The organism is Bifidobacterium sp. B4111, from assembly GCF_026537235.1.
Classification (GTDB): Bacteria; Actinomycetota; Actinomycetes; order Actinomycetales; family Bifidobacteriaceae; genus Bombiscardovia.
Genome location: NZ_JAFNMO010000004.1, coordinates 175,751 through 199,910, shown reverse-complemented (window position 1 = coordinate 199,910; position 24,160 = coordinate 175,751). Strand labels below are relative to the sequence as shown.

The following is a 24,160-nucleotide window of genomic DNA, read 5'->3' as shown; positions in this document are numbered from 1 at the left end:
GAAGACCGGACTCTTTTTACCGATTCAATCGGGCACATTTCGGGCACATTGATACACTAACGTACCTGTTTCAGCTCGTACCAGTCCACACATAGAACACGCCGGCGTTGGCAGGAGTTAGGGTCAGCTGACAGCAGTTCTTCTCAACCTCCAGCCATCATCGTCCATCTGGATTATTCAGATCAGGCCCTCCTGGGCGCTTTTCCAGTTTGCCTGATGCCTGACGAACCGTAACTCAGATGGCGCTTATACTGAGTAAAGAGCACAAGCACCATCTGGGTCTTGGTGCCTTTTGAAGACAGGCTGTCTACCAGAATGTGCGTAGCAAAGACGGAATGCGCATCCGGTCAGATTTGGATATCCTGGCCGATGACTTCCGCCACTTCGCCGGTGCGGTTGGGCCACAGATCCGCGTAGGTGTCCAGGGTCTCGGTGGCCGAGGCGTGGCCCAGGACAGCCTGCAGGGTCTTCACATCCGCCCCGGCCTTGATGGCCAGCGAGGCATAGGTGTGGCGTAGGGAGTGGATGACCAGGCCCTCGATATCCTGCGTGCCAGCATCCCGCAGGGCCGGTGCCCACACCCGGTTCCTCCAGTTGGTGGTGCTCTGCCTGCCGCCGCGCGGTCCTCGCAGCAGGTAGTCCTCCGGGCCATGGTCTTCCAACAAGGTCTTGACTCTGGGCAGCAGTTGGCTGGGAATAGGCGCGACACGGGTCCTGTTGCCCTTCGGCAACGTCTCGACCAAGCGTGAACCTGCATCGACCGACTGCGTGCGCAGGACGTTGATCCTGTTCCTGCTCAGGTCCACGTCCCCGCACCGCAAGGCCAGGGCCTCGCCGATTCGCAGCCCCGTGTACGCGAGCAGGTAGACGGCCGTGGCGTTGGCCTCGTCCATCTGCCCCGCGATGACCTTGATCTCCTGCGGGGCCAGATATATCCTCCGTTGAACCGCCCTGTTGTGCGGCACCTTGGCCTTCGCCACCGGATTCGCGTCAATCCAGCGGTTCTCCACCGCCACATCCAGAATCGAGCCCAACACGATCTTGCCCACCGAACGGATCGAGGAGGCGGACAGCGCGGAGCCGCAGCCCCGTTCACCGCCGTAAGGCGCCTTACCCTCCGCCAGGCTGACATACCAGTGCTGGATCCGCACCGTGGTGATGTCCTTCAAGGCCACGTCCCCCCATTGAGGCAGGACCCAGACGCGCAGCTCACGCCTGTAACGCCCCTCGGTCGAGCCCTTGATTGTGCCTGCCAGGCCCTGCTGCCAGAGGTCGGCCGCCTGCCGTAAGGGTCTGCAGGAGTCCTTGGGGTCCATGTACCGGTTCGAGCGTATCCGGTCCTCGATCTCGGCCATGAACGCCTCCGCGTCGGACCGGTAACCGAACAGCTTGCGCCTCCCGGCGCCGTCGGCCCGCCAGCGCACCTCCCAGCGCGCCCCCTTCCCGAAGTCCTTCGATTTGAATCTTTCGGGCACTTTCGCCTTGTCGGGTTCGTCGGCGTGCATAGCCAGAGAATGCTTCGCCGACGAAGGCGGTTCGACCTTCGTGTGATGACCTTCCTTGATGGCGACCTGCGCGCTTTTCAGCCATCTATCGTGTATCCATGCCTTTGCCATATCAACCTCTATGCGTCGCATAACAACTCGTTCCGATTAGTACTGACCAGCACAGGCTCACGGCGGCCCGCGCTGACGCATAGGAGCAGGTATGAGCGAAATGACGGAGATGACGGGCGGGAATCCGGTCCCGGTGCCGGCCAAGCTGTTGACGCCGGCCGAGGCAGCGGAGATTCTGGTGATTCCGGTGAGCACCCTGAACGCCTGGAGGGCGCAGAGAATCGAGCTTCCATATGTGCGGATAGGGCGTCTGGTGAGGTACCGGCAGGAGGATGTATTGGCCCTGATCGAGACCAACATGGTGAGGCCGCAATGAGCCCGTCGGGCACATAAGACCAATACGATGTGCCCGAAATGTGCCCGATTGGGGGCATACAAAAAAATCCAAGGCCCGAAAGCCTTGGAATTGTTGCTATCTCGTCGGGCCGGCGGGATTTGAACCCGCGACCCCTTGACCCCCAGTCAAGTGCGCTACCAAACTGCGCTACGGCCCGACGGTGCATCAGCACCGAGTAGAGATAGTAGCACAGGGTAGCGGGGTCGACAACGGTCCGGCGAGTCCCGGCAGACGGGTCCAGACAAGCCAGGCCACATGATCAACTTGCTATCATGATCTTGGACGGTCGGCGCAACCCGCGTCGGCCGCAAGTCGTCCCAGCCCGGAAGGGGTTTCATGAGCACAGACGTTTTCGACCTTTCGGCCGCGAAGATGCGCGAGAGGGGCATGAGCGAAGTCTCCATCAGCCAGTTCCAGCACCTCTACGAAACCTGGGAACGGGGAGATGCCAAGGCCTGTGTGCGCGAAAAGGACGTCGCCCCGCTCAAGGACGTGCCCCGCACCAAAGATATCCACGACTCCATGGACATGGACATGGCCTTGGACGCGTTCTCCCGCACCGCTTTCATCAAGCTCAACGGTGGGTTGGGCACCTCTATGGGCCTGGAGAAGGCCAAGTCCCTGCTGCCCATCCGCCGCCACAAGGCCCGTCGGATGCGCTTCCTGGACATCATCATGGGCCAGGTGCTGACGGCCCGAAAACGCCTGGGGGTGCCGCTGCCGCTGATTTTCATGAACTCCTTCCGCACCTCGCGAGACACCATGCGCGTGGTCAAGCAGGACCGCCGCTTCGTTCAGAATGATGTGCCCATGGAGATCATTCAGCACATCGAACCCAAGATTGACGCCGACACCGGTCGTCCGGTCGACTTCCCGGCCAAGCCTGAGCTTGAATGGTGTCCTCCCGGCCACGGCGACATCTTCTCGACCATCTGGGAGACCGGACTGCTGGACATACTCAAGGAGCAGGGGATCGACTACCTGTTCATCTCCAACTCCGACAACCTGGGCGCCCGGCCTTCAAGGACCCTGGCCGGCTATTTCGCACAGTCTGGAGCGCCCTTCATGATCGAGGTAGCCAAGCGGACCGACGCCGACCGCAAAGGCGGCCACATCGTCATCGACAAGGCTACTGGGCACCTCATCCTACGGGAGATGTCCCAGGTGGATCCACATGACCGCAGCTCGGCTATGTCCATCCGCAAACACCCCTACTTCAACACCAACAGCATCTGGGTCAGGGTCGACGCCCTTCGCGACAAGCTGGCCCAATACAAGGGCGTGCTGCCCCTGCCCATCATCGAGAACCGCAAGACCGTCGATCCCACCGATCCTTCCACCCGTCCCGTGGTGCAGTTGGAAACTGCCATGGGCTCTGCCGCCTCGCTCTTCGAAGGAGCCATCTGCGTGCAGGTGGACCGCATGCGCTTCCTGCCGGTCAAGACCACTGACGACCTGTTCATCATGCGCTCCGATCGTTTCCATCTGACCGACTCCTACGAGATGGAGGACGGCAACTACGACTTCCCCAACGTCCAGCTGGATGAGCGCTATTACAAGTACATCGCCGACTTCGACGAACGATTCCCCTACGGGGTTCCCAGCCTGGCGGCTGCCAACTCGGTCACTATCGAAGGGGACTGGACCTTTGGCAGGGATGTGGCCTTGTATGCGGATGCCCATCTGCGCGACCAGGGACGCTCATCATACGTGCCCAATGGCCAGTATGTGGGACCCCAGGGTATCGAACCGGACGAGTGGGTCTAAAGCCAGGCGCAAGAGGGTTCAGCCTGTCAAGAAAAGGGACCGTATTTGAGTGTTTGGCTCCCACGTTCCTAAAAATGAATCTATGATAGACAGATGTGCGTTAGGCGCACTAACAGTCAAAATTTTAACGATACGCGAGGACTGATGGCAGAAGGTACGAACGGAAGACGGCGTTTCTCAGATAAGTGGGGCAAACACGAACTCGATGTCCTGGCCGTCTTATCGTCCGCTTTCCCTCAATGGTTGACTTCTCGGCAGATAGCGCAGCGAGTCAAGGCCTATGCCGACTCCTACGGTGAGCTGGCCGATCAGGCCGCCAAGGCCGCCTTTGCCAAGCAGTTCCAGCGTGACCGAGCCAAGCTGGCAGCCATGGGGATCGCCATCGAATCCCGCCAGCCCGAGTACTCCTCCAAGTCCGAGGGGCAGGATTTCGCCTCCTACCGCCTGCAACTGGGGGACGAGCCCCGCATCCGTATGCACTTCAACCAGGAGGACATGCCGGTGCTGGCCGCAGCCAACTATCTGGCCCGCTCCATCGCCATGTCCCAGGAGGCATGCGAAGAGCCCGTCCGCCCGGCCTCGCGCACCACTCCTCGGGTGCCGCAGGTGCCCATCCCTGGTCTGGGCCTGGATTCCATAGCTCCTGGACTGGGTACCCAGCGCATTCCCGACAATCTGGTCAAGGTCATAGACTCCCGCCGCTTCGCCGCCACCGTGGACGTGGACGGAGAGAATCTGAACGTGGCCTATGCCGATTCGGACGATCTGGCCATGTTCGTTCTGGAACACCCCGATGCATCCATCGTCAGCCCGCAGGAGGCCGCAGACGCCTTCCGGCGGCGCCTGGATTCTGCCGCCCGCTTCAAGTTAGCCGACGAGTCGATAAGCCCCGGCGCGGCAACGGTCATTTCCCCGGAGATCGCTCGCACCAGCGTCGAGCACTTCGCCACCGACCTCAGTGACGACGACACCGACCTCAGACACGCTCGCCGGGCCAGCGCATCCTCCTTCCAGACCGGGTCCGAGGTGGACCGTCGACTGCGGCTCATGCTCTTCCTGTCCGCACACCTGGGCGAGGAGTTCTCCCTGGCCGAGCTGGCCGAGCGCTTCATCGGCCACCCCAACAGCAAGGAAGAACTGCGCAAGTACGTCAACACCATCCACAAGGACATCAACACCCTGACCACGGTCTCGGACGACGGTGAGATGGCCGGCAGCCAATTCTTCGACATCGACTGGTCCCTGCTGGACGACAGCGGCATCGTCTCGGCCACCAACTCGCTGGGCCTGGAGCGGCTGGCCGGCATTTCGCCCCAGTACCTGAGCATGCTGACCGCCTCGCTCAGCTATCTGGCCCATTCACCCCTGTTGCCCGAGCAGTCCCGGACCCAGGCCGAGTCGCTCTACCAACGTCTGCGCACGCATGTTGGGCCGGGCGAGACACCCTGGCTCTCCCTCACCGGGTATGAGACCGAGCCCAAGAGCTTCTCGGTGGTCCGCCGGGCCATTAAGACCGAGTCACTTCTGGACATGGAATACACGGACGCTGCCGGCCGCACCCGCCGCAAGGTGGTGGCCCCAGCCAAGATCTTCGTGGATGAGGGCGTCTACTATGTCGCCGCCTGGACCGACATCGGCGATGCAGCAGAGGGCACTGAGGCTGCGGACGCTCCCTCGGATTCCAGCCGCCACCTCAGGCAGGGCACCGGGCGCAACCGGCAGTGGCAGGTTCTGCGAATCGCCAGAATCGAGCATGCGACCATCGTCAAGCCCAGCCACAAGGTGGAGTTCCCGGACGTGCCAGTCAGCGAACTGCGCAAGTGGTCCTTCGACAACGGCACGGCTGCGGTCTTCATCACCGACCGGCCGGACCTGCCTTACATCAAGTCGCTGCCGGGCGCCTCGGTGGAGCCCTGCGGATCCGGGCAGAAGGTCCACCTGACCGTCTCCTCGGACTCCTGGTTCGTTGCCTTCTGCATCGCCCACGCCAAGCACATCACCGCAGTGGCGCCCAAGACCCTGCGCACCATGATCCTGGCCCGTGCCCAGCGCGAGATCACCATCAGCGACGCTCACGACAAGGAGCAGGACCGGCACTAGCCCCGGTCGGAGAGGAGTTCCATGCCTGGATGGATCTGGGTCCTTCTGGTGATCTTCATGCTGGCCATGTTCATTGGGGGAGCCGTCTACGCCATCCGCCACGCCATGGCAGCCAGCCGCTCCATAGGGCAGGTCTCGGACGATCTGAACCGTCACATGCCGCAACCCCCGGCAGCAGGGCAGTCCCAAGCAACGGATAGGCCCGAGGGTCCGGCCTTCGCCCTGCCCCTGTCTCAGTCGACCGAGCGCTACAGCCAGGCCCATGCCCTGGTCCTGCAGCGCAAGGAGCAGCACAGGAGGAATCACGGCCGCATCTGGCGGCGGTGGAAGCAGTTCAATAGGTAGTTCTTGGAGGAACATGTCAGGTCATCGTCACCACGGACAGAATTCATCGACATCCGAACCGGGGCCGGCGGAACGCTACGCTCGTTTCAGCCGTCACCGCAAACGCATGACCGGGGCGCCCGCACGCTTTCAGTCCAAGCTGCCCTTCCCCTTGGATGACTTCCAGCTGGAGGCCATCACCGCCCTGGAGGATGGCGACAACGTCCTGGTGGCCGCTCCGACCGGCGCCGGCAAGACCATCGTAGCCGACTTCGCAGTATTCCTGGCCCAGGAACAGAACGTCAAGACCTTCTACACCACCCCCATCAAGGCGCTGAGCAACCAGAAATACCATGACCTGGTCGACCGGTACGGCGAGGACCGGGTGGGGCTGCTGACCGGCGACACCTCCATCAACTCCGAGGCGGACATCGTGGTCATGACCACCGAGGTCCTGCGCAACATGCTCTACGAGCAGTCCTCCACCCTGACGGCCCTGAAGTACGTAATCCTGGACGAGGTCCACTATCTGGCCGACCGCTTCCGGGGGCCCGTCTGGGAAGAGGTCATCATCCATCTTCCATCCTCCACCCGAATCGTCGGGCTGTCGGCCACCGTGTCCAACGTGGAGGAATTCTCCGACTGGATCTCCTCTGTGCGCGGTCGCACCCATCTGGTGGTGTCCGAGCGACGGCCCGTGCCGCTGGAGCAGCATGTCCTGATCCAGGCTGACAGCCACACCGAGCCCGAGATCCTGGACCTGTATCGGCACGATGGTTCAGGACGGCAGACACCAAAAATCAACCCGCGCCTGGTCTCCCGGCTGGCCCAGCTGGACAAGGCGGGGCAGGAGCGCGCCCAGGCCCGCGACAAAGGTCACCATCATCGCCATGGCCGGGGCGGCAGGCCGGAGCGACGAATGGGGGAGCGGTATCGCCCAAGCCGGGCCGATGTGGTCGATGAGCTTGACTTCATGGATATGCTGCCCGGCATCTACTTCATCTTCTCCCGCACGGGCTGCGACCAGGCCGTCCAGCAGTGCATCCGGGCAGGGCTGCAGCTGACCACCGACGAGGAAGCCCGCCGCATACGGCACATCGTGGACTCCATGGCAGCCGGCCAGCTCAGCAAGGAGGATCTCAGGGCGTTGAGATTCTCCCAGTTCCGCTTCGCTCTGGAGCAGGGCTTCGCCGCCCACCATGCCGGCGTGGTCACCCTTTTCCGGCAGATAGTCGAACACTTGTTTGAGTTGGGGCTGCTCAAGGTGGTCTTCGCCACTGAAACCCTTGCTCTGGGCATAAACATGCCCGCCCGCTGCGTGGTGGTCGAGAAGCTGGAGAAGTTCGACGGCACCGGCCATGTAGCCCTGACACCCGGTGAGTTCACCCAGCTGACCGGTCGAGCTGGCAGGCGCGGCATCGACGACATCGGCCATGTGGTGGTGGTCGATCACTGGGATTTCAGCCCCAAGACCATGGCTGCGCTGTCCAGCCGGAGGGTTTACCCGCTGCACTCCAGCTTCCGGCCCACCTTCAACATGGCCGTCAACCTGCTCAACTCATCCAGCTACACGCGTGCCCGAGACACCCTGGACCACTCCTTTGCCCAGTGGGAGGCCAACCGATCAGCCTCGGAGCTGGAGGAGCGCATCGAGACCCTGACCAACGGCCTGGAGGACTACCGGAAGGCCGCCCAGTGCAGCCGTGGCGATCTGATCGAATTCATGCGCATCCGCGCGGCCCTCTCATCGGCCCAGAAGAACAATCGCCGCCGACTGAAGCGGCAACGATTCACCAGCGAGAAGGCCCGCCACCGGGCATTCCATGACCTTGACCTGCATATCGACCAGCTGCGCGAACAGGAGCGCAACCATCCCTGCCGCCAGTGCCCGGACCTGTCCAAGCACCTGCGCTGGGGAAACCGGTGGATCCGCATGGACAAGGAGCTGCAGCGCACCCGGGAGCAGTACGAATCCAAAACAGGGTCAGTCTCACGCCAGTTCGACAGGATCTGCCAGATTCTGGCCGACCTGCGCTACACCCGGCCTGTGGATCCTGACGACTGCCGACTGACGCGGAAGGGGCAGCTGCTCCGGCGCATATATAGCGAACAGGATCTGAGCCTTGCCGAAATCCTGGATCAGGGCATCCTCGATGATCTGGAGCCCGCCGAACTGGCGGCGGCCGTCTCCGGCCTGGTCTACGAATCCCGGCGCGGGGTAGGGGAGCAGCCGGGGGAGAGGGCCGGATACCGGGCCCCCAGGCTGGTTGAGGCCATGGAGGATATGAAGCGTCAGTGGTCCCAGGTGCAGGAACGCTGCGATCAGGCCGGATTGGAACTGCCTCCGGAACTCGACTTTGGCTTGGGGCCGACCATCTACGACTGGGCCTGCGGCGACTCGCTGACCACCATCCTGCGTGACAGCGATCTGACGGCAGGGGACTTCGTGCGCAACGCCAAGCGCCTGTCCGATGTGCTCACCCAGATCGTCCAGGTGGAACCCTATCTGGGCAGGGGAGGGCATCACCTGGCCAGGACTGCCAGCATCGCCGCCGACCAGGTCAATCGCGGCATTGTGGCTTACACCGGCGTGGAGTGAACACGGACCCAATCGGGGAATAAGTTTCAGGTCAACACTGTTCTGTAGCTTGGAGGCAGTGACGGACACGAGTATGGAGGAGTCATGGCAGAGCGCAGTCTTCGGGGCATGAGTATCGGGGCAAAGTCCCTGGAATCCGATCAGAATGTGGATTTCGCGGCACGCAGCGAGGTCGCCTACATCTGCCCCAAGGGCCATCGGACCATTCTGCCGCTGGCTGAGGGCGCTGAGGTGCCGCAGGAGTGGGAGTGCCGTTGCGGGCAGATCGCTCGCCTTGAGGGGCACGACGAGCAGGAGTCCGGCAAAACCGGCAAGCCGACCAGGACCCACTGGGACATGCTGTTGGAGCGCCGGTCCGAGGACGAGCTCAAGGCTGTGCTGGACAAGCGCCTGAAAATGCACCGAGAAGGATGGTTCCCCGACTATGAGTAAATCGCCGCGCCGCCTGGTTCTGCTGGATTTGGACGGCACCCTGACTGCTTCTCATCCGGGCATTATCGCCTCTGTGGTACAAACTTTCAAAGAGCTTGGTCATCCTGTGCCCGATGAGAGCGAACTTCGACGATTCATCGGACCAGCTATCGAAGCATCCTTGCGCCACAACGGCATCAGGGAGGAAGACATCGATAAGGGCGTACAGATCTACCGGCGTTATTACAGCGAGTTAGCAGCATTCGAGGATCCGAAGCATCCTGGCCAACACATTCCTGGACGCCTGCTCGCCACTGTCTTCGACGGCATCATCGAACAGCTGAGTCGTATGCGCAAACATGGTCTGACATTGGCTGTGGCCACCTGCAAACCCGAGTACCAGGCTCTACCGGTCTGTGACCACTTCGGACTGACGCCACTGGTGGATGGCATCTATGGCGCCAGCAAGGACTCCACAAGAACCACCAAGGCCCAGGTCATCACCTACGCACTTGAGCAGACTGGCTTCAATGCAAAACTCGGCGACCGAGCCCTTATGGCCGGTGACCGCTGGACTGATGCCGATGGGGCGCTGGAAACCGGCCTGGACTGCCTGGGATGCCGCTGGGGCTATGCCGAGCCCGGAGAGCTGGAATCTCACGGCTGCTATCGAGTCATCGACCAGGTCGATCAATTGTGCCAAGCTGCCGAGGATTACTTCGACAACGATCAGACTCAGCACTGAGGATGCCACTGCAAGGTCAGCGCCAATGGATTGACCATGAATCGCTGGAAACGTCAGAATACTATCAGGATACTGATAGTGACCTAGTAAGCCGATAATGTACGTTATGTCAAATTACTTTTCGTTTTTCTCCCCTGTTTCGGCTTCCACCGCGACAATCATGCAGCCCGCTGGCGCTGCTCGTGCTGCTGCTCCAGGCGCTGGCGCAGACGCATGGCCGTCAGCTCGTCGATAGGCCGCTCAGGCAGACCCGGGGTCAGCTGTCCAGTAGTCAAATCCACATGATCACAGGTCTGCAGCTCAAGATCCATGCGATGCCAGATAGCACCCACAGAGATAGCAAAAACGGCACGCCCGGACTGCATCAGCGCAAAGACCTGATCAGGTCCTGAACATTCGGTGACCTGATCACCATCGCAGACCACCGTTACATGCTCGAGTTGACCAACAGTTCGACGCTCGAGATAGTTCACCGTATTCGTGGCATTGACCAAATTGACACCGGCATCCAAGAGACGCTTGAGGACAGCCAGGATAACCGCATCCTTGAAGGAGTAGAGCCTACGGGAGCCTGACCCGTGTGAGGCCTTGATTGACGGCTCTACAATCCTTTTGCGAGCCCAGTAATCCAGCTGCCGATAGGTGATGCCGGCCACCTTGGCTGCGACCGTTCCCCGGTAACCCCGGGTCGTGCCCTCAGCCTGCTCAGGCGAAAAGAGTTCACCCTGTACCAGCGTCGGCATCTCACCGGCCATGTCATGCCCCCCTGTCAGTTCTTGGCGATGACTGCCCGATTATCGAAGTAGACCAATCTGAACTTGCCGATCATGATCTCGTCGCCATTGTGCAGGTCGGCCTGGTCCACGCGTTCGCGGTTGACATAAGTGCCGTTGAGACTGCCAGTATCCTCGACCCGAAAACCATGGTCAGTCCGCACGAATATGGCGTGCGCCCGGGAGACTGTCGAATCGTCCAAAAGAATGTCCGCCTTCGGATCACGACCCACGCTGACCTGATCCTCGTCCAACAGATAGCGCGATCCTGACACCGCTCCCCTGGTAGAGATCAGCAGGGCTGTACCTTCAGGCAATCGTGCCATGGTCACCAAGTCGTCCTTGGTCAGTGGACGGTCACCGTTGGAGGTGACTGGAATGTTCAGGGCCGGCATGCCGATGATGGTCGTCTCGCCCGCAGTGGGAATAGGATCTGTCATAATTGACTATTCTACAGGCTTTGCATACTGGTAGTCCTGCACGCGTCGAACCTGGTCGATTCTGACACTATTCGACTGCTCCACGGATACGGTCGCATGGAACTGCACCTTGATCCGCGAACCCACTCCCCCGGCGATCTGGACGGCATTCTGCAGGCTGTCCGGATCCCCAATGGCCTTGACAACGTAGGGGCTGCGCAGCTTGGCGTGGTCACACTGCAGGCCGGTGCGGGTGTCCAACAGATAAGTACTGGTAACCACCCGGACATCGTTGAAGGATATGACCTCAGCGCCAGCATTGCGCAGCTCTTCGATCAGATTGAACATGGTAGAAGCATCCACCCGATCACTGTCTTCGGTGACTGTCACCACCACTCCCCTGCCTTGTGCAGGCAGCCGCCCGGCAAGGATGCCGCTGCTCTGCTCATTCTGCTGGGCTATGCGGGCAGCTTCCTTTTGCTTGTCGGCGGCGGACTTGATGGAGGTCAGCTGCTGGTTGAGCTGGCTCTTGCGCTCCTCCAGCTTGTCGACCTGGTTGCTGGTCTCATCCAGCACCCGTACCAGCTCCTCCTCGGACAGACTCTGGTAGGAGGACTGGTTATTATGCACCTGGACCGCATAACCAAAGCCCAACAGGGCGCACATTAGGGCCACCAGGACGCTGGTAACCAGCCTGACCCTGGTGGCGTTGGAATTAAGGGTGCGCAGAGGCCGACGGCGAACCACCGGAAAAGCACCGGTCTGCGTGTCGTCGGCCGGAGCCCTGACCCGTCCAGGCCTCCTAGGCGGAATGCTCTTGGGCATTCCCTCATCGCGCTTCTTCCTCAGGGTGTGTCTCATATGCTCACCCCTTGAAAATGAACCGTCGAATAGCGGAGACGTTGGAGAAGATGCGGATGCCCAGCACCACAATGACGGCCGTAGACAGCTGAGAGCCCACGCCCAGCTGGTTACCCAGGAAGACCAGAAGAGTTGCCGTGATCACATTGGAGATGAAGGAGACCACAAAGACCCGGTCCGAGAAGCTGCGTTCGAAGTAGGAACGGACCGCGCCCATCAGGGCATCCAGAGCGGCCACCACCATGATGGGCAAATAAGGCTGCAGGACAATGGGAATGTCGGGCTTGAGGAAGATGCCCGCCACCACGCCTAGGATCAGGCCGAGAATTGCCGACATGTCAATGACTCCTTCCGGCATAGGACAGATTGGGCAAACTCACTGCATTCAGACTCAGGCGTCGCTGTTTGACCACATTGACAGTGATGTTCGCCTTCTTCAGGTCCCGCAGACGGCCCTGCAGATCGCTACGAACCATCAGATCGGACAAGGCACCTTGATCGCCGATGGCTTCGATCTTATAGGGTGACTCGATCGAGGTGGTCCCCACCAAAATGGTCTGACCGGCCGTACGCACTGATGTCTGTGTTCCTATTCTATTGCCGTTGATGGCGATGGCTTCGGCCCCCGCAGACCAAAGCTTGGTCAGGAACCACTGCAGGTCCTGGTCGGTGAGCAATTTGATCTGATCAGCATTCTCCCGGGAATCTTTGGAGGCAATGGGGTTGGCCAAGGTGATGACGACACCCTGCCCCTGCACCTTGCTGGTGCCGTTGGTCAGATCGTCAGCGGTCTGCGTACTGCTTTGCCCCTGGCCGCCCTCCTGAGCCGAGAGCGTATCGATGTTGCCATTAAGATCCGAGATCTGACTGTTGAGATCGTTGGCACGCTTGCTGACCGCCTCCACCTGGGAGATGAGCTTCTCACGTACCTTCTGACGGGGGTCCCGGTGCAACACCTGCACTATACCCGTGCCTGCCAGGCCGACCAGTACACAAATGACGAAGACCAGTATTCGGTTGACCCATACGCTCAGCGGCGATCTACGCTCGGCGGGCAGCAGACGGGCATCCTCGAACATGGGATCCATAGGACGGTTGGTCAGGTCGTCAATCAGCCTCAGAGACTCATCAGCCATGCGCCGACGCATGGATTCCTGAGCAGGCTCCGAGCTCTCCTGGTCTACATAGTGGCGTTCCAGACCTGCACTGGAATGCGAAAAAGCCGCCCGACGGTGAATCAAGGCACGGTCAGGCGGCACGTGGAAGGATTCGGGGGTCATCTGCGGCTCAGTCATGATGGCTGTCCTGACGAAGCAATCCGATGCCCTGGCGTGCGTAGATCAGCCCTGCCAGCCAGTAAAGGCCAACCCCCCAGATGACGGCCGCAAGTGCCACCAGGTGGAAGAGACGGAAGAAGGTTGAGGTGCCCACATCCGCAAAAATCAGGGCCGGTATGGCCAGCATGAGCACGGCCGTTCCGGTCTTGCCGGCGAAGTGCACGGGCAAGGGGCCATAATCGTGCTGGGCCAGCGCCAAAACCAACAGACCCATGAGCACATCCCGGACACCTACTAGGGCCAGAAGCCACCATGGCAGTATGGAGGCGATGCTCAGGGCAAGGACGGAACAGAGAATCAGCAGCCGATCGGCAACCGGATCAAGGATCTGCCCCAGCTTGCTGACCTGGTTGAACCTACGGGCAATGATCCCATCCACACCGTCTGAAAGGGCCGAAATCAGCATGACCACCAAGGAAATGATCAGATGACGGTTGGCCACCAGATAGGCAATAAGAGGTATGGAGAGGATACGAAGCAGGCTGATGACATTGGGTACGGTGAGAATTACCGACCTTGGCTCAGGGCTGTACCTGCTGCGTGAAATTCGATCAATCAGTGCCATCCGACTACATTCTAGAAGCTTGAAGGGCAGTTACAAGGATGGCACGCGCACCGATCTCATAGAGGCGATCCATGAGGTTGTTCACCTGGTCCCTGGGAACCATGGCCCTGACTGCGGCCCACTGCTTGTCGTGCAGGGAGGAGACTGTCGGCGACTCATAGCCTGGTGTGATGCCCACGGCCATGGCCACGCGTTCAACCGGGATGTCATAATCCATCAGTACATAGCGGCGGGCTGTCAGCACACCCTCCAGCCTGCGGGACATGACCGCCAACCGCTCATCATCTGGATCCAGACGGGGTGATCTGATGAGAATCCCCTCCGATTTCAGAATCGGATCGCCGAAGACCCGTAGCCCGGCGTTACGCAGGGTGGTGCCGGTGGAGACCACATCGGCGATCAGGTCGGCTACCCCGAGCTGGACTGAGGACTCCACTGCGCCGTCCAAGTGGATCAGTTCGGCCTTGAGTCCCTTGCTGGTCAGGTAGTTCTCAAGAAGCCGGTCGAAAGTAGTGCCAATGCGCTTGCCGTCCACGTCCTGCAAGGTGTTGATGGCACTGGCTTCCGGAGCGGCGAATCTGAAGGTGGACGCACCGAATCCTAACTGCGTGACCTCGACGGCCCGGGTTCCGGAGTTGAGCAGAAGGTCACGCCCGGTGATGCCCAGATCGATGGTTCCCAAGCCGACATAGACCGCTATGTCGTTGGGCCTTAAGTAAAAGAGCTGAATGTCGTTGTCAACGTCATCCACCACCAGTTGCCGATCGTTGGAACGCAGACGATAGCCAGACTCTGACAGCAGCCTCCATGCGGGCTGGGACAACATGCCCTTATTGGGCACCGCGACCTTCAACACGGCAACCTCCTAATTGCGGAAGCGAATCTACAGCGGGATAGGATCAGGGGTCACAGATACCTGTAGACATCCTCCAGGGTGATGCCCCGATCGATCATCATGACCTGAATGTGGTACAGCAGTTGGCTCATCTCCTCGGCCGTCCGCTCCTTGCCCTCATACTCAGCGGCGATCCAGGTCTCTCCAGCCTCTTCATTGATTTTCTTGCCGATGAAATGCGTGCCCTTATCCAGCTCGCCTACGGTCAAGGATCCTTCCGGACGTTCCTTGGCCTTGGTCGTAAGCTCCTCAAACAACCCATCGAAGGTCTTCATCTGGCTATCTCCATTCTTCCTGCAAAACCTGTCAGTCCTTGTAGCTTACCTGCGCGGCTTGCCTGATCTGGTCAATGGCCTTGGCCGGGTCGTCAGCGCCGTAGACCGCGGAGCCTGCGACCAAAACGTCGGCTCCAGCTTCTGCCACTATAGGAGCCGTCGTGGGGCTTACCCCGCCATCCACCTGGATGTGGGTCTTCAGGCCGCGTGCGGTGATCTGGTCACGAAGGCGGCGGGTCTTTGGCATCTGATTGTCCAGGAACTTCTGGCCGCCGAAACCTGGCTCCACGGTCATGACCAGAATCATGTCAAACTCATCGAGAATGTCGAATATCGGCTCCACAGGTTCGGCAGGGCGCACGGCCAGGCAGGCCTTGACCCCCATGTCGTGCAGCTGGCGGGCCAGACGGACCGGGGCATGGACGGCTCCGGTATGGAAGGTGACGGAGGCAACACCCAGCTTGGCGAATTCCGGGGCCCAACGGTCGGGGTCCTCGATCATCAGATGCACGTCCACCGGTAGGTCGGTCACCTGGCAGATGCGCTCCACCACGGGCTCGCCAAGCGTCAGGTTGGGAACGAAATGGTGGTCCATCACATCCACGTGAACCATATCGGCATTGGCAATAGCCTTGAGATCCCGTTCCAAGTTGGCGAAATCGGCGGAAAGAATGCTGGGTGCTATCTGAATGCTCATGGAGATTATTCTATGTTGTACGGAAGACCGGCGGCACCGGTTTGTGGCTCAATTGCACACCTACCGACCCCCGGATAGCTGACCCCTGTCCTACTTGCTCCGGGCCTCGGATTCCTGACACACCTCAAGCTCGGTGATGGTCCGCAGCTTTTCGGACAGCAGGGAGGTCGGCTTGCCCTTGCGCGCTATGAGGACGAAGGCTGCAGCCGCCAGGAAGAAGACCGTCATGGACACCCAGACGTTGACCCTGACACCCAGGAATTCGTGGGCGAAGTCGATGCGAAGGGCCTCGATCCAGGTGCGCCCCAGGGTGTACCACATGACATAGAGGGCGAAGAGCGAGCCAGCCTTGAGCACGTTCACGGCCTTGTGGCCGATCCAGACCAGGAGGGCTGCGCCAATCAGGTTCCAGATCATCTCATACAGAAATGTGGGTTGGAAGAGGGTGCCTGTCGGACAGGTGGCCCCGTCATAGCACTGTTCGCTGCTGCCAATGGCGGAACCTGCCGCATCGATCTTCAGTCCCCAGGGCAGCGTGGTTGGGGCCCCGTAGAGTTCCTGGTTGAACCAGTTGCCCAGCCGCCCGATGGCCTGGGCCACCAAAAGGGCAGGAGCCACACTGTCGGCCAGCAGGGCGGTCGGGTAGCTCTTGTGACGGCACCAGGCCCAGGCTGCCAGTGCTCCCAGGAGGACCGCACCCCAGATGCCCAAACCGCCACGCCAGATGCGCAGAATATCGGCTGGATTGCCATCAGCTCCGAAATACCGCTCAGGTGTGGTGATGACGTGGTAGAGCCTGGCGCCGACGATGCCGGCCGGTACTGCGCAGATGGCGATGTCCAGAATCTGGTCGGTCCGGCCACCCTCCTTCTTCCAGCGCCTGGCGGTGATCCAGGCAGCCACGATGATGGCCAGAAGCATGGTCAGCGCGTAAAACCGGATGGTGACCGGCCCCAGATGGAAACTGGAGATTCCTGGCGATGGAATGTAGGCAAGCGTCATAAAGCCCCAATCTAGCCCCTGGGCCTTACAGCCCCACTCACTTCCTGGCCTGTGAGATGCCCCAACGCAGGTCGGAGCAAACCTCAGCCAGAGACTCCAGTGCCTTTCTACGGTCCTTCCGCGGCCTGCCCTCGTCATCCAGAAGGCAGTGGACCAGGGCCGAGCCGACGATGACCCCGTCCGCGTAGGCGCCGACCTGGGAGGCCTGCTGGGCGGTAGACACCCCGATGCCCACGCATACATAAGGGGCCCCAGCCTGCCTGACTCTCGCCACCAGGTTCTGCGCCGAGTTGGACATACTGGTACGTTCGCCGGTCACGCCCATCCGGGAGGTCGCGTAGACGAATCCTCTGGCTGCACGGGAGGTGATCTGCAGACGTGCATCAGTTGAGTCGGGCGAGACCAGATAGACCCGGTCAAGACCATACCGATCCGACTGCTCTATCCATTCCCCGGATTCGTCGACGATCAGATCCGGGGTGACCAGCCCGGACCCGCCGGCCTCGGCCATCCGGGCGGCAAAATCCGCTACTCCGTGATGCATGATCAGATTCCAGTAGCTCATGACCAGAGCCCTGGCACCGTCCGCCTGAACCTGGCGGACCGCGTCGAAGACACCCTCGACCTTGACGCCATTGTCGATGGCACACTTGCTGGCCGCCTGGATGACCGGGCCATCCATGACCGGGTCGCTGTAGGGCAGCCCGATCTCGACGATGTCGACCCCGCTTTTCACCATGACCCGCATGGCCTCCAAGGATGTGGGCACGTCAGGGAATCCGTAGGGGAAGTAGCCGATGAATGCTGGCCTGCCCTCTTGGCGGAGGGTCTGCAGCGTGGACGCCACCGGGCTGGCCGTGCGGCTGAACCCCTTAGGTTGGACAGGCTGGGATTGCACAGGCTTGGGTTGGACAGGCTGGACGGGCGCTTTCTGCCACTGCCATTGCTGGTTGACCATCATCGGGCCTCCTCTTCTGCTTGATCGCTTCTGCTGTGCCCGGCCTGGGCTTCCAAAGCGCTGGCCTCCTGCTCGGACAGGTAGCCGAACCATCTGCCCGCCGTGGCTACATCCTTATCGCCCCTGCCCGAGATGTTGATCAGAATGACAGGATTCCTGATTCCCTTGCGCAAAAGGTCGGTGGCCGCCTTGCTGGCTCCGGCCAAGGCGTGCGAGGACTCCAGGGCAGGGATGATGCCCTCGGTCCGGCAGAGGTCGCTGAAAGCCTGCATGGCCTCCTTATCGGTTGCGTAGTCATACTTGACCCGGCCCATGTCGTGCAGCCAGGCATGCTCGGGTCCCACCGAGGCGTAATCCAGACCGGCGGAGATGGAGTAGGTGTCCATGGTCTGACCCTGGTCGTCCTCCAAGAGATAGGACTTGGTTCCTTGGAAGACGCCGATCTGACCGGTGCCTGGCGACAGGCGGATGGCGTGCTTGCCCGACTTGGGCCCGTCCCCGCCGGCCTCATATGCGTAAAGGGAGACCCGTGGATCGTCCAGGAAGGTGTTCATGATGCCGATGGCGTTGGAACCCCCGCCGACGCAGGCCACAACCCCGTCAGGATGGTCGATGCCGTATGCGGAAAGCTGTGCGGATGCCTCTTCGCCGATGATCTTCTGGAAGTCCCTGACGATGGTTGGGAAGGGATGGGGGCCGGCAACCGTGCCCAACAGGTAGTGGGTGGACTCCACGTTGGTCACCCAGTCACGCAGGGCCTCATTGATGGCGTCCTTGAGGATCCTGGTCCCGGTGGTCACCTCGACGACTTCGGCTCCCAGCATCCGCATCCTGGCCACGTTCAGGGCCTGTCTGCGGGCATCGATCTGCCCCATGTAAATTCGGCACTTGAAGCCCAGGAGGGCACAGACCGTGGCCGTGGCCACGCCGTGCTGACCGGCACCGGTCTCCGCGATGACCCGGGTCTTGCCCATGCGCTTGACCAGGAGCCCCTGACCCAGGGCGTTGTTGATCTTGTGGGCGCCCGTGTGGTTCAGGTCCTCCCTTTTCAGGAAGACCCTGACCTGGCCGCCGACCCGATCGCCGATCAGCTTGGCGAACCGAGGCGCCGGTGTCAGGGCCGAGGGACGCCCCACATAGACACGGTTGAGTCTGTTCAGCTCCTCACGGAAGGCCGGATCGGCCTTGGCCTCCTTGTAGACACGCTCCAGCTCATCAAGGGCGCCCACCAGGGCCTCAGGGACGAAACGTCCGCCATAGGGGCCGAAATAGGGACCGCCATGGGTCGACAGGGGTCTGGTCTCGGCGGCCTTGAAGCGGTGGCCAGCCTGAACCAGCAAGCGAACCGTACCCTCCTGGTCCTGGGAGGTGACCAGACCTTCTCCTATCAGGACCGCATCGGCCCCTGCCCGCGCGTACCGCTCCAGCTCGACCGTGCCGAACACTCCGGACTCGGCCACCTTGACCACATCCTTGGGCAGGTTGGAAGCCAGGCGGGCATACTGGTCGACGTCGACGCTCAGGTCCTTCAGATTCCGGGCGTTGATGCCAATCACCTTGGCACCGGCCGCGATGGCCCGCTCGATCTCCTGACGATCATGCGTCTCGACCAGGGCGGTCATGCCCAGGCTCCCGGCCAGGTCCAGCAGGTGCTTGAGACGTGTGTCATCCAAGGCCGCCACAATCAGTAGGATCATGTCGGCCCCGTTGGCCCTGGACTCCCAGACCTGGTAGTCGGAGACGATGAAGTTCTTGTTGAGCACGGGAATGCCCACGGCCTGTCTGACCTGTCGCAGATCCTCCAAGGATCCCAGGAAGCGCCTGCCCTCGGTCAGGACCGATATGGCCGAGGCACCCCCGTTGGCATACTGCCGGGCTAGAGCGGCGGGATTTTTGATGTCGGCAAGGTACCCCTTGGAGGGCGAGGCTCGCTTGATTTCCGCGATGATCGGAATACCGACGCTCTCCCTGAGCAGTCGCGCGGCATCCAGAGGTTTGCGCTTCATGCTCCTGACCTGTTGCTTGAGACTTTCCAAGGGAATCTGTTGCACCCGGCTCCTTGCATCCTCCACGGCGCCGGCCACCAGTTCATCCAAGACGGTCATAGAGCCCTTCCCTCCAGTTTCTTGTGTATTCCCTGTCACAACCTTAGCGTCTTTCTCCACTGGATTACCCATTACCCTTCCTCGCTCTACATCTGTGTCTGAGTACGATTGCCCTGCACCGCAGGCAAGGGTCCTCCGGCTTCAAAACACGACCTGTGTCCGGTGTGGCAGGCCGCCCCCACCTGGTCGACTTCGATAAGCAAGGCGTCCCCGTCGCAGTCGATGCTGACGCCCTTGACGTATTGGACATGCCCGGAGGTTTCCCCCTTGCGCCAGTATTCCTGTCTGGAGCGGGACCAGAAGGTGACCCTTCCTGTAGTCAGGGTCCGTCTCAGGGCCTCCTCATCCATGTACCCGACCATGAGCACCTGACGGCTGTCATACTGTTGGACCACAGCGGCAACAAGTCCCTTGGAATCCTTCTTCAGCCTGGCCGCTATGCTCGGATCCAAACGTGCTTCCTGGTCCTTCGAAGACTGTGACATTGATTCTCATTCTCCTGATTTGTCCGACACATCCTTGCCGGTTGATTGTTTACGGTATGGGTATGGTTTCCCGATGACTGCCAGCATGGCCAGCAAATGCCATGCAGCATATGATGTCGAAATTATCTGCCAGATTGGGTTCAGGCCTGCCATCGAACCGGATACCCGGCCGTATGAAGCGCCTGCTTGACATCCTTGATGGACACCTGGCCGAAATGGAAGACGGAAGCCGCCAGGACCGCATCGGCCCCGGCCTTGACCGCAGGAGGAAAATCGGCGGCCTTGCCTGCGCCACCGCTAGCGATGAGCGGAAGAGAGACAGCCTTGCGCACGTCGGCGATCATCTCCAGATCGAATCCCTGACGGGTGCCGTCTGCATCCATGGAGTTGAGGAGGATCTCACCGGCTCCAAGCTTTTGAGCCTGCTTGACCCAGTCGATGGCATCGATGCCGGTGGACTGCTTGCCACCCATGGTGGTCACCTCATATCCTGAGGTAATGCCCTGGGCATTGGATCGGCGGGCATCGACCGAAAGCACCAGGACCTGACGACCGAACCGCTGGGCGATATCCCCGATGACCTGCGGATTGGCAATGGCTGCCGTGTTGATGCCGACCTTGTCGGCCCCTGACCGCAGGAGAGTGTCGACATCCTGCGGCGTCCGCACACCTCCGCCGACGGTCAATGGAATGAAGATCTGGTCGGCAGTGCTCTTGACCAGGTCCACCATGGTGGCTCGCCCGCTTCCAGAGGCAGTCACATCCAGAAAAGTCAGTTCGTCAGCGCCCTGCTGGTAGTAAGCGGAAGCCAGTTCGACCGGGTCGCCCGCATCGCGCAGATTTTTGAAGTGGACGCCTTTGACCACACGGCCCTGGTCGACATCCAGGCAGGGAATGACACGAACCGCTACCGCCATGCGACCTGCCTTCCTGCCTGAACCGATTTGTTTGAGTCAAGACCTTAGCTGCTCTGGTGTCCGAAGGCCCTGGCATGTCCACACTATGGCATGAACGCATTGTAAAAGCTGATTCAGGCCTGAAGCTTGACGGCCTTGGCTGCCAGCTGCCCGCAGGCACCGTCGATGTCCGATCCGCGAGTGTCCCTCATGGTTGCAGTGATTCCGGCCTTGTGGAGGATGTCCAGGAAGCGCTGCTCGTCCTCGGGCTTGGAGGCCGTCCAACGGGACCCCTCGATTGGATTCAAGGGTATGGGATTGACATGAGCCCAGTCGTCCCCGTAATGATTGAGGCGCTTGGCCAGAAGGCGGACATGCTCGGCCTGGTCGTTGATGCCTCGCATCAGGGCATACTCGATGCTGACCCGTCTGCCACTAGCCAGGTAGTAGTCGTGGGCCGCGTCCAGAACCTGGGTGGTGTTGAAGCGTCTGTTCATGGGAACCAGCTCGTCGCGCAACTTATCGCTGGGAGCATGGAGGGAGACGGCCAGACGGACCGGAATGCCCTCTTTGGTCAGCTTGCGGATGCCGGGGACCACACCGACCGTGGAGACGGTGATGTTCCTAGCCGAGATGCCGAATCCCTTGGGTGGCAGGGCACTGATCTGTCTGACTGCGGAAAGCACAGCCCGATAGTTGCCCATGGGCTCGCCCATCCCCATGAAGACGATGTTGCTCAGACGTCCCGGGCCTCCGGCAACCTGTCCGGACCGCATCATCCGGGAGGCGGCCCTGACCTGTTCCAGAATCTCGCCGGTCGACATGTTCCGGGTCAATCCAAGCTGACCGGTGGCGCAGAAGGGACAGCCCATACCGCAGCCGACCTGACTGGAGATGCAGAGGGTGGCTCTGGAGGGATAGCGCATAAGCACGGACTCGATCCTGGACCCGTCGAAGAGCTCCCAGAGGGTCTTGATGGTCGTCCCTTGGTCCGCCTTCTGGACAGTGACCGGGGTGATCAGTTCAGGGAAGAAGCGGTGCACGGCCTCCTGACGGCTGGCTGCGGGAAAGTCCGTGAAGTCGTCCGGATTGGTGGACAGATGGTTGAAGTAATGGTTGGCCAGCTGCGAGACCCGAAATTTCGGCAGACCCAGTTGCGCGCAGACCTCCTGACGCTCATGCTGGTCCATATCCGTAAAGTGGCGCGGTGGCTTGCCTCGACGGGCGTGGTCGGCCGCCAGAACGTCGCGGAAAGCCCCATCCTCGCCTCCTGGGGTGATGCCGGTTTCAGGCTCGGCACCGGTCAAATCGACATCTGTCATACCTCTACCTCATCCTGTATCAGCCGTCAAATACCGGTCACAGACCGGTAATCAAAAGAACCAGTGTGATGAACGGTGCGGACATGAGGATGGAATCCACCCTGTCCAGCACTCCGCCATGGCCCTTGAGCAGGTGGCCCATGTCCTTGATCCCCAGGTCACGTTTGATCAAGGATGCGCTCAGGTCCCCTAGGGTGCCTGTGGCTCCGACCATGATGCCCATGAGCAGGGCGACCCACCAGATCCGCCCCCAAACCGCCATGGGATAGGTGGCCGCGAAGATAACCAGGGCGCCAACCAGACAGCAGAGCATGGAGCCTGCCAACCCCTCCACGGATTTGCCGGGAGAGATGCGGGGCGAGATCTTGTGCTTACCGAAGAGCGAGCCAAAGAGAAGACCACCGATGTCGCTTAAGGCGGGCAGGAAAATCACCATGAATGCGTGTGCGGCAGGATGCCCGCCGAAGGTGGTGGGCAGGGTTATCAGACAGGCCAGAAGGGTGATGTAGACAACGGTCAGAAGGGTGACGCCCACATTGGCCAGGCTGCTTGATCGGTTCTCCCCATCTGAGGCGCCATAGGAGGCATCGGCCATGGTCTGCGCATCCTTGCCCGAGAGCTTGGCGTTCACCGCCTTGACCAGCCGACCGCCCAGGCGATGGTTGCGGGTGGCCGCAAGGGCCCCGACCAGAGCGGTGATCAGAACTCCGGCGGTCATGACCGCCACGTGATCAGGAGCGTAGAAGGAGGCCAGCATGGTGGCAGCCGAGCAGATCCAGAGCTCGACCACCGGTATATGCAGGCCAGCCGTGGCAAAGTCCACCCTGAGCTCCCAAAGCCCCAGGGTCATGAAGATCACGATCAGGTAGATGAATGCGTCGATGCGCACCAGGATGCAGGCCAGGATGATGACCACCAGAAGCGCGCCAGTGGCCACCGCCTGCGGCATGTTGCGTCCGGTCCGCTTGTTCAGGCTTGCGACGGCATCCTGACTGGCCTTCTCGGCCGAGCTTTCCTTAGTACTCATGAAGTGTGGACCCTCCCCAGGCGGATCAGACCTCGAGGATCTCCTTCTCCTTGGCATCCAGGAGCTGATCAATCATGTCGTTCTTCTGCTTGGTGACGGTCTCCAGCTCCTTCTGCAGCCGGTTGCCTTCATCCTCGCCCAGGTCGCCATCCTTGACCTTGGCCTCCAGCTCTTCCTTGACCTTGCGCCGGATGTTGCGGACGGCCACCTTGCCCTCCTCAGCCTTGGTCTTGGCCAGCTTGACGTAATCCCGGCGGCGCTCCTCGGTCAGCTCGGGCATGGTGACCCTGATGACGTTGCCGTCACGGCTAGGGTTGACGCCCAGGTCCGAATCGCGAATGGCCTTCTCGACCGCACCCGCCTGGGAGGAGTCGAAGGGGGTGACGGCCAGGGTGCGAGGCTCCGGGACGCCGATGGATGCCAGCGACTTGATGGGCGTGGGAGTGCCATAGTACTCCACCATGATGTCGTTGAGGAAGGAGGGGTTGGCACGCCCGGTCCTGATTCCCGAGAAGTTCTCCTTGGTCGCCTCGATGCTCTTGTCCATCTGCCTTCCGGCCTGGTCCACCACTGTGGTCATGATCTGCTCCTTGCTGTATGGACCATCCGCCTGTGCGCGCGAGGTCCGTCATTCTTATACTCTA

At 61.0% G+C, this 24,160-nt stretch carries 25 protein-coding genes and 1 tRNA gene; 7 read left to right on the top strand and 19 right to left on the bottom strand.

What is annotated here, in order from left to right; all coding sequences use genetic code 11:
* Nucleotides 1–347 precede the first annotated feature (347 nt).
* The gene (locus J3T93_RS08000; RefSeq protein ID WP_267431219.1) at nucleotides 348–1,505 is read right to left on the bottom strand and encodes a tyrosine-type recombinase/integrase; all 1,158 of its coding nucleotides are present in this window, start codon (nucleotides 1,503–1,505) and stop codon (nucleotides 348–350) included.
* Between the two features lie 202 nt (nucleotides 1,506–1,707).
* Between J3T93_RS08000 and J3T93_RS07995 the strand changes: the two genes are divergently transcribed.
* Nucleotides 1,708–1,932, top strand: a complete 225-nt coding sequence (locus J3T93_RS07995; protein ID WP_267431218.1) for a helix-turn-helix domain-containing protein — start codon at nucleotides 1,708–1,710, stop codon at nucleotides 1,930–1,932.
* Between the two features lie 104 nt (nucleotides 1,933–2,036).
* On the opposite strand, the gene J3T93_RS07990 is transcribed toward J3T93_RS07995, so the two are convergent.
* Nucleotides 2,037–2,110 (bottom strand) — tRNA-Pro (locus J3T93_RS07990).
* 179 nt (nucleotides 2,111–2,289) lie between these two features.
* Between J3T93_RS07990 and J3T93_RS07985 the strand changes: the two genes are divergently transcribed.
* From J3T93_RS07985 to J3T93_RS07960, 6 genes are all read left to right on the top strand, one after another.
* A complete protein-coding gene (locus tag J3T93_RS07985; protein WP_267431217.1) occupies nucleotides 2,290–3,720 on the top strand; it encodes a UTP--glucose-1-phosphate uridylyltransferase in 1,431 nt (476 codons plus the stop codon).
* A 144-nt stretch (nucleotides 3,721–3,864) separates the two neighbouring features.
* Nucleotides 3,865–5,820: a helix-turn-helix transcriptional regulator gene (locus J3T93_RS07980; RefSeq protein ID WP_267431216.1), complete on the top strand. Its 1,956-nt coding sequence runs from the start codon at nucleotides 3,865–3,867 to the stop codon at nucleotides 5,818–5,820.
* 21 nt (nucleotides 5,821–5,841) lie between these two features.
* Nucleotides 5,842–6,165: a hypothetical protein gene (locus tag J3T93_RS07975; protein WP_267431214.1), complete on the top strand. Its 324-nt coding sequence runs from the start codon at nucleotides 5,842–5,844 to the stop codon at nucleotides 6,163–6,165.
* A 13-nt stretch (nucleotides 6,166–6,178) separates the two neighbouring features.
* Nucleotides 6,179–8,743, top strand: a complete 2,565-nt coding sequence (locus J3T93_RS07970) for a DEAD/DEAH box helicase (RefSeq protein ID WP_267431212.1) — start codon at nucleotides 6,179–6,181, stop codon at nucleotides 8,741–8,743.
* 84 nt (nucleotides 8,744–8,827) lie between these two features.
* Nucleotides 8,828–9,175: an RNA polymerase-binding protein RbpA gene (locus J3T93_RS07965; protein WP_267431211.1), complete on the top strand. Its 348-nt coding sequence runs from the start codon at nucleotides 8,828–8,830 to the stop codon at nucleotides 9,173–9,175.
* Entirely contained in the window at nucleotides 9,168–9,899 is a 732-nt protein-coding gene (locus J3T93_RS07960; protein ID WP_267400020.1) for an HAD hydrolase-like protein, read from the top strand. Before J3T93_RS07965 ends, J3T93_RS07960 begins: the two co-directional genes overlap by 8 nt.
* Before the next feature lie 158 nt (nucleotides 9,900–10,057).
* Here J3T93_RS07960 and J3T93_RS07955 read toward each other — a convergent pair whose 3' ends face one another.
* The 17 genes from J3T93_RS07955 to frr form a co-directional block, all read right to left on the bottom strand.
* Nucleotides 10,058–10,654: a MerR family transcriptional regulator gene (locus tag J3T93_RS07955; protein ID WP_416378836.1), complete on the bottom strand. Its 597-nt coding sequence runs from the start codon at nucleotides 10,652–10,654 to the stop codon at nucleotides 10,058–10,060.
* 14 nt (nucleotides 10,655–10,668) lie between these two features.
* A complete protein-coding gene (locus J3T93_RS07950; RefSeq protein ID WP_267400022.1) occupies nucleotides 10,669–11,112 on the bottom strand; it encodes an FHA domain-containing protein in 444 nt (147 codons plus the stop codon).
* Nucleotides 11,113–11,118: 6 nt separating this feature from the next.
* On the bottom strand, nucleotides 11,119–11,952 hold the full coding sequence (locus tag J3T93_RS07945; protein WP_024627696.1) for a DUF881 domain-containing protein: 834 nt from the start codon (nucleotides 11,950–11,952) through the stop codon (nucleotides 11,119–11,121).
* 4 nt (nucleotides 11,953–11,956) lie between these two features.
* Nucleotides 11,957–12,289 carry a small basic family protein gene (locus J3T93_RS07940; protein ID WP_015021764.1) on the bottom strand — a complete coding sequence of 111 codons (333 nt, stop codon included), beginning with the start codon at nucleotides 12,287–12,289 and terminating at the stop codon, nucleotides 11,957–11,959.
* Nucleotide 12,290: 1 nt separating this feature from the next.
* Nucleotides 12,291–13,247 carry a DUF881 domain-containing protein gene (locus J3T93_RS07935; protein ID WP_267400025.1) on the bottom strand — a complete coding sequence of 319 codons (957 nt, stop codon included), beginning with the start codon at nucleotides 13,245–13,247 and terminating at the stop codon, nucleotides 12,291–12,293.
* Entirely contained in the window at nucleotides 13,240–13,854 is a 615-nt protein-coding gene (locus J3T93_RS07930; protein ID WP_029676262.1) for a CDP-alcohol phosphatidyltransferase family protein, read from the bottom strand. Before J3T93_RS07930 ends, J3T93_RS07935 begins: the two co-directional genes overlap by 8 nt.
* Nucleotides 13,855–13,858: 4 nt before the next feature.
* The gene (gene hisG, locus J3T93_RS07925; protein ID WP_267400026.1) at nucleotides 13,859–14,710 is read right to left on the bottom strand and encodes an ATP phosphoribosyltransferase; all 852 of its coding nucleotides are present in this window, start codon (nucleotides 14,708–14,710) and stop codon (nucleotides 13,859–13,861) included.
* A gap of 50 nt (nucleotides 14,711–14,760) precedes the next feature.
* Complete coding sequence (locus tag J3T93_RS07920; protein WP_024627692.1) at nucleotides 14,761–15,024, bottom strand: phosphoribosyl-ATP diphosphatase; 264 nt, start codon at nucleotides 15,022–15,024, stop codon at nucleotides 14,761–14,763.
* Nucleotides 15,025–15,055: 31 nt separating this feature from the next.
* Nucleotides 15,056–15,721 carry a ribulose-phosphate 3-epimerase gene (rpe, locus tag J3T93_RS07915; protein WP_029678892.1) on the bottom strand — a complete coding sequence of 222 codons (666 nt, stop codon included), beginning with the start codon at nucleotides 15,719–15,721 and terminating at the stop codon, nucleotides 15,056–15,058.
* 90 nt (nucleotides 15,722–15,811) lie between these two features.
* Nucleotides 15,812–16,723 (bottom strand): prolipoprotein diacylglyceryl transferase, encoded by a 912-nt coding sequence (gene lgt / locus J3T93_RS07910; protein ID WP_267400028.1) that lies wholly within the window; start codon nucleotides 16,721–16,723, stop codon nucleotides 15,812–15,814.
* Between the two features lie 37 nt (nucleotides 16,724–16,760).
* Nucleotides 16,761–17,681, bottom strand: coding sequence for a tryptophan synthase subunit alpha (gene trpA, locus J3T93_RS07905; RefSeq protein ID WP_267400258.1), 921 nt, complete (start codon nucleotides 17,679–17,681; stop codon nucleotides 16,761–16,763).
* Nucleotides 17,681–19,786, bottom strand: a complete 2,106-nt coding sequence (gene trpB / locus J3T93_RS07900) for a tryptophan synthase subunit beta (protein WP_267431209.1) — start codon at nucleotides 19,784–19,786, stop codon at nucleotides 17,681–17,683. The genes trpA and trpB overlap by 1 nt, the downstream gene beginning before the upstream one ends.
* An 86-nt stretch (nucleotides 19,787–19,872) precedes the next feature.
* Nucleotides 19,873–20,271: a phosphoribosyl-AMP cyclohydrolase gene (gene hisI, locus J3T93_RS07895; RefSeq protein WP_267400030.1), complete on the bottom strand. Its 399-nt coding sequence runs from the start codon at nucleotides 20,269–20,271 to the stop codon at nucleotides 19,873–19,875.
* 140 nt (nucleotides 20,272–20,411) lie between these two features.
* Nucleotides 20,412–21,188 (bottom strand): imidazole glycerol phosphate synthase subunit HisF, encoded by a 777-nt coding sequence (gene hisF, locus J3T93_RS07890; protein ID WP_267400032.1) that lies wholly within the window; start codon nucleotides 21,186–21,188, stop codon nucleotides 20,412–20,414.
* Between the two features lie 113 nt (nucleotides 21,189–21,301).
* Nucleotides 21,302–22,489 (bottom strand): 23S rRNA (adenine(2503)-C(2))-methyltransferase RlmN, encoded by a 1,188-nt coding sequence (rlmN, locus tag J3T93_RS07885; RefSeq protein ID WP_267400033.1) that lies wholly within the window; start codon nucleotides 22,487–22,489, stop codon nucleotides 21,302–21,304.
* A gap of 37 nt (nucleotides 22,490–22,526) precedes the next feature.
* Nucleotides 22,527–23,516, bottom strand: coding sequence for a phosphatidate cytidylyltransferase (locus J3T93_RS07880; RefSeq protein WP_267431207.1), 990 nt, complete (start codon nucleotides 23,514–23,516; stop codon nucleotides 22,527–22,529).
* 25 nt (nucleotides 23,517–23,541) lie between these two features.
* Nucleotides 23,542–24,096, bottom strand: a complete 555-nt coding sequence (gene frr, locus J3T93_RS07875; RefSeq protein WP_267431206.1) for a ribosome recycling factor — start codon at nucleotides 24,094–24,096, stop codon at nucleotides 23,542–23,544.
* Nucleotides 24,097–24,160: the final 64 nt, after the last annotated feature.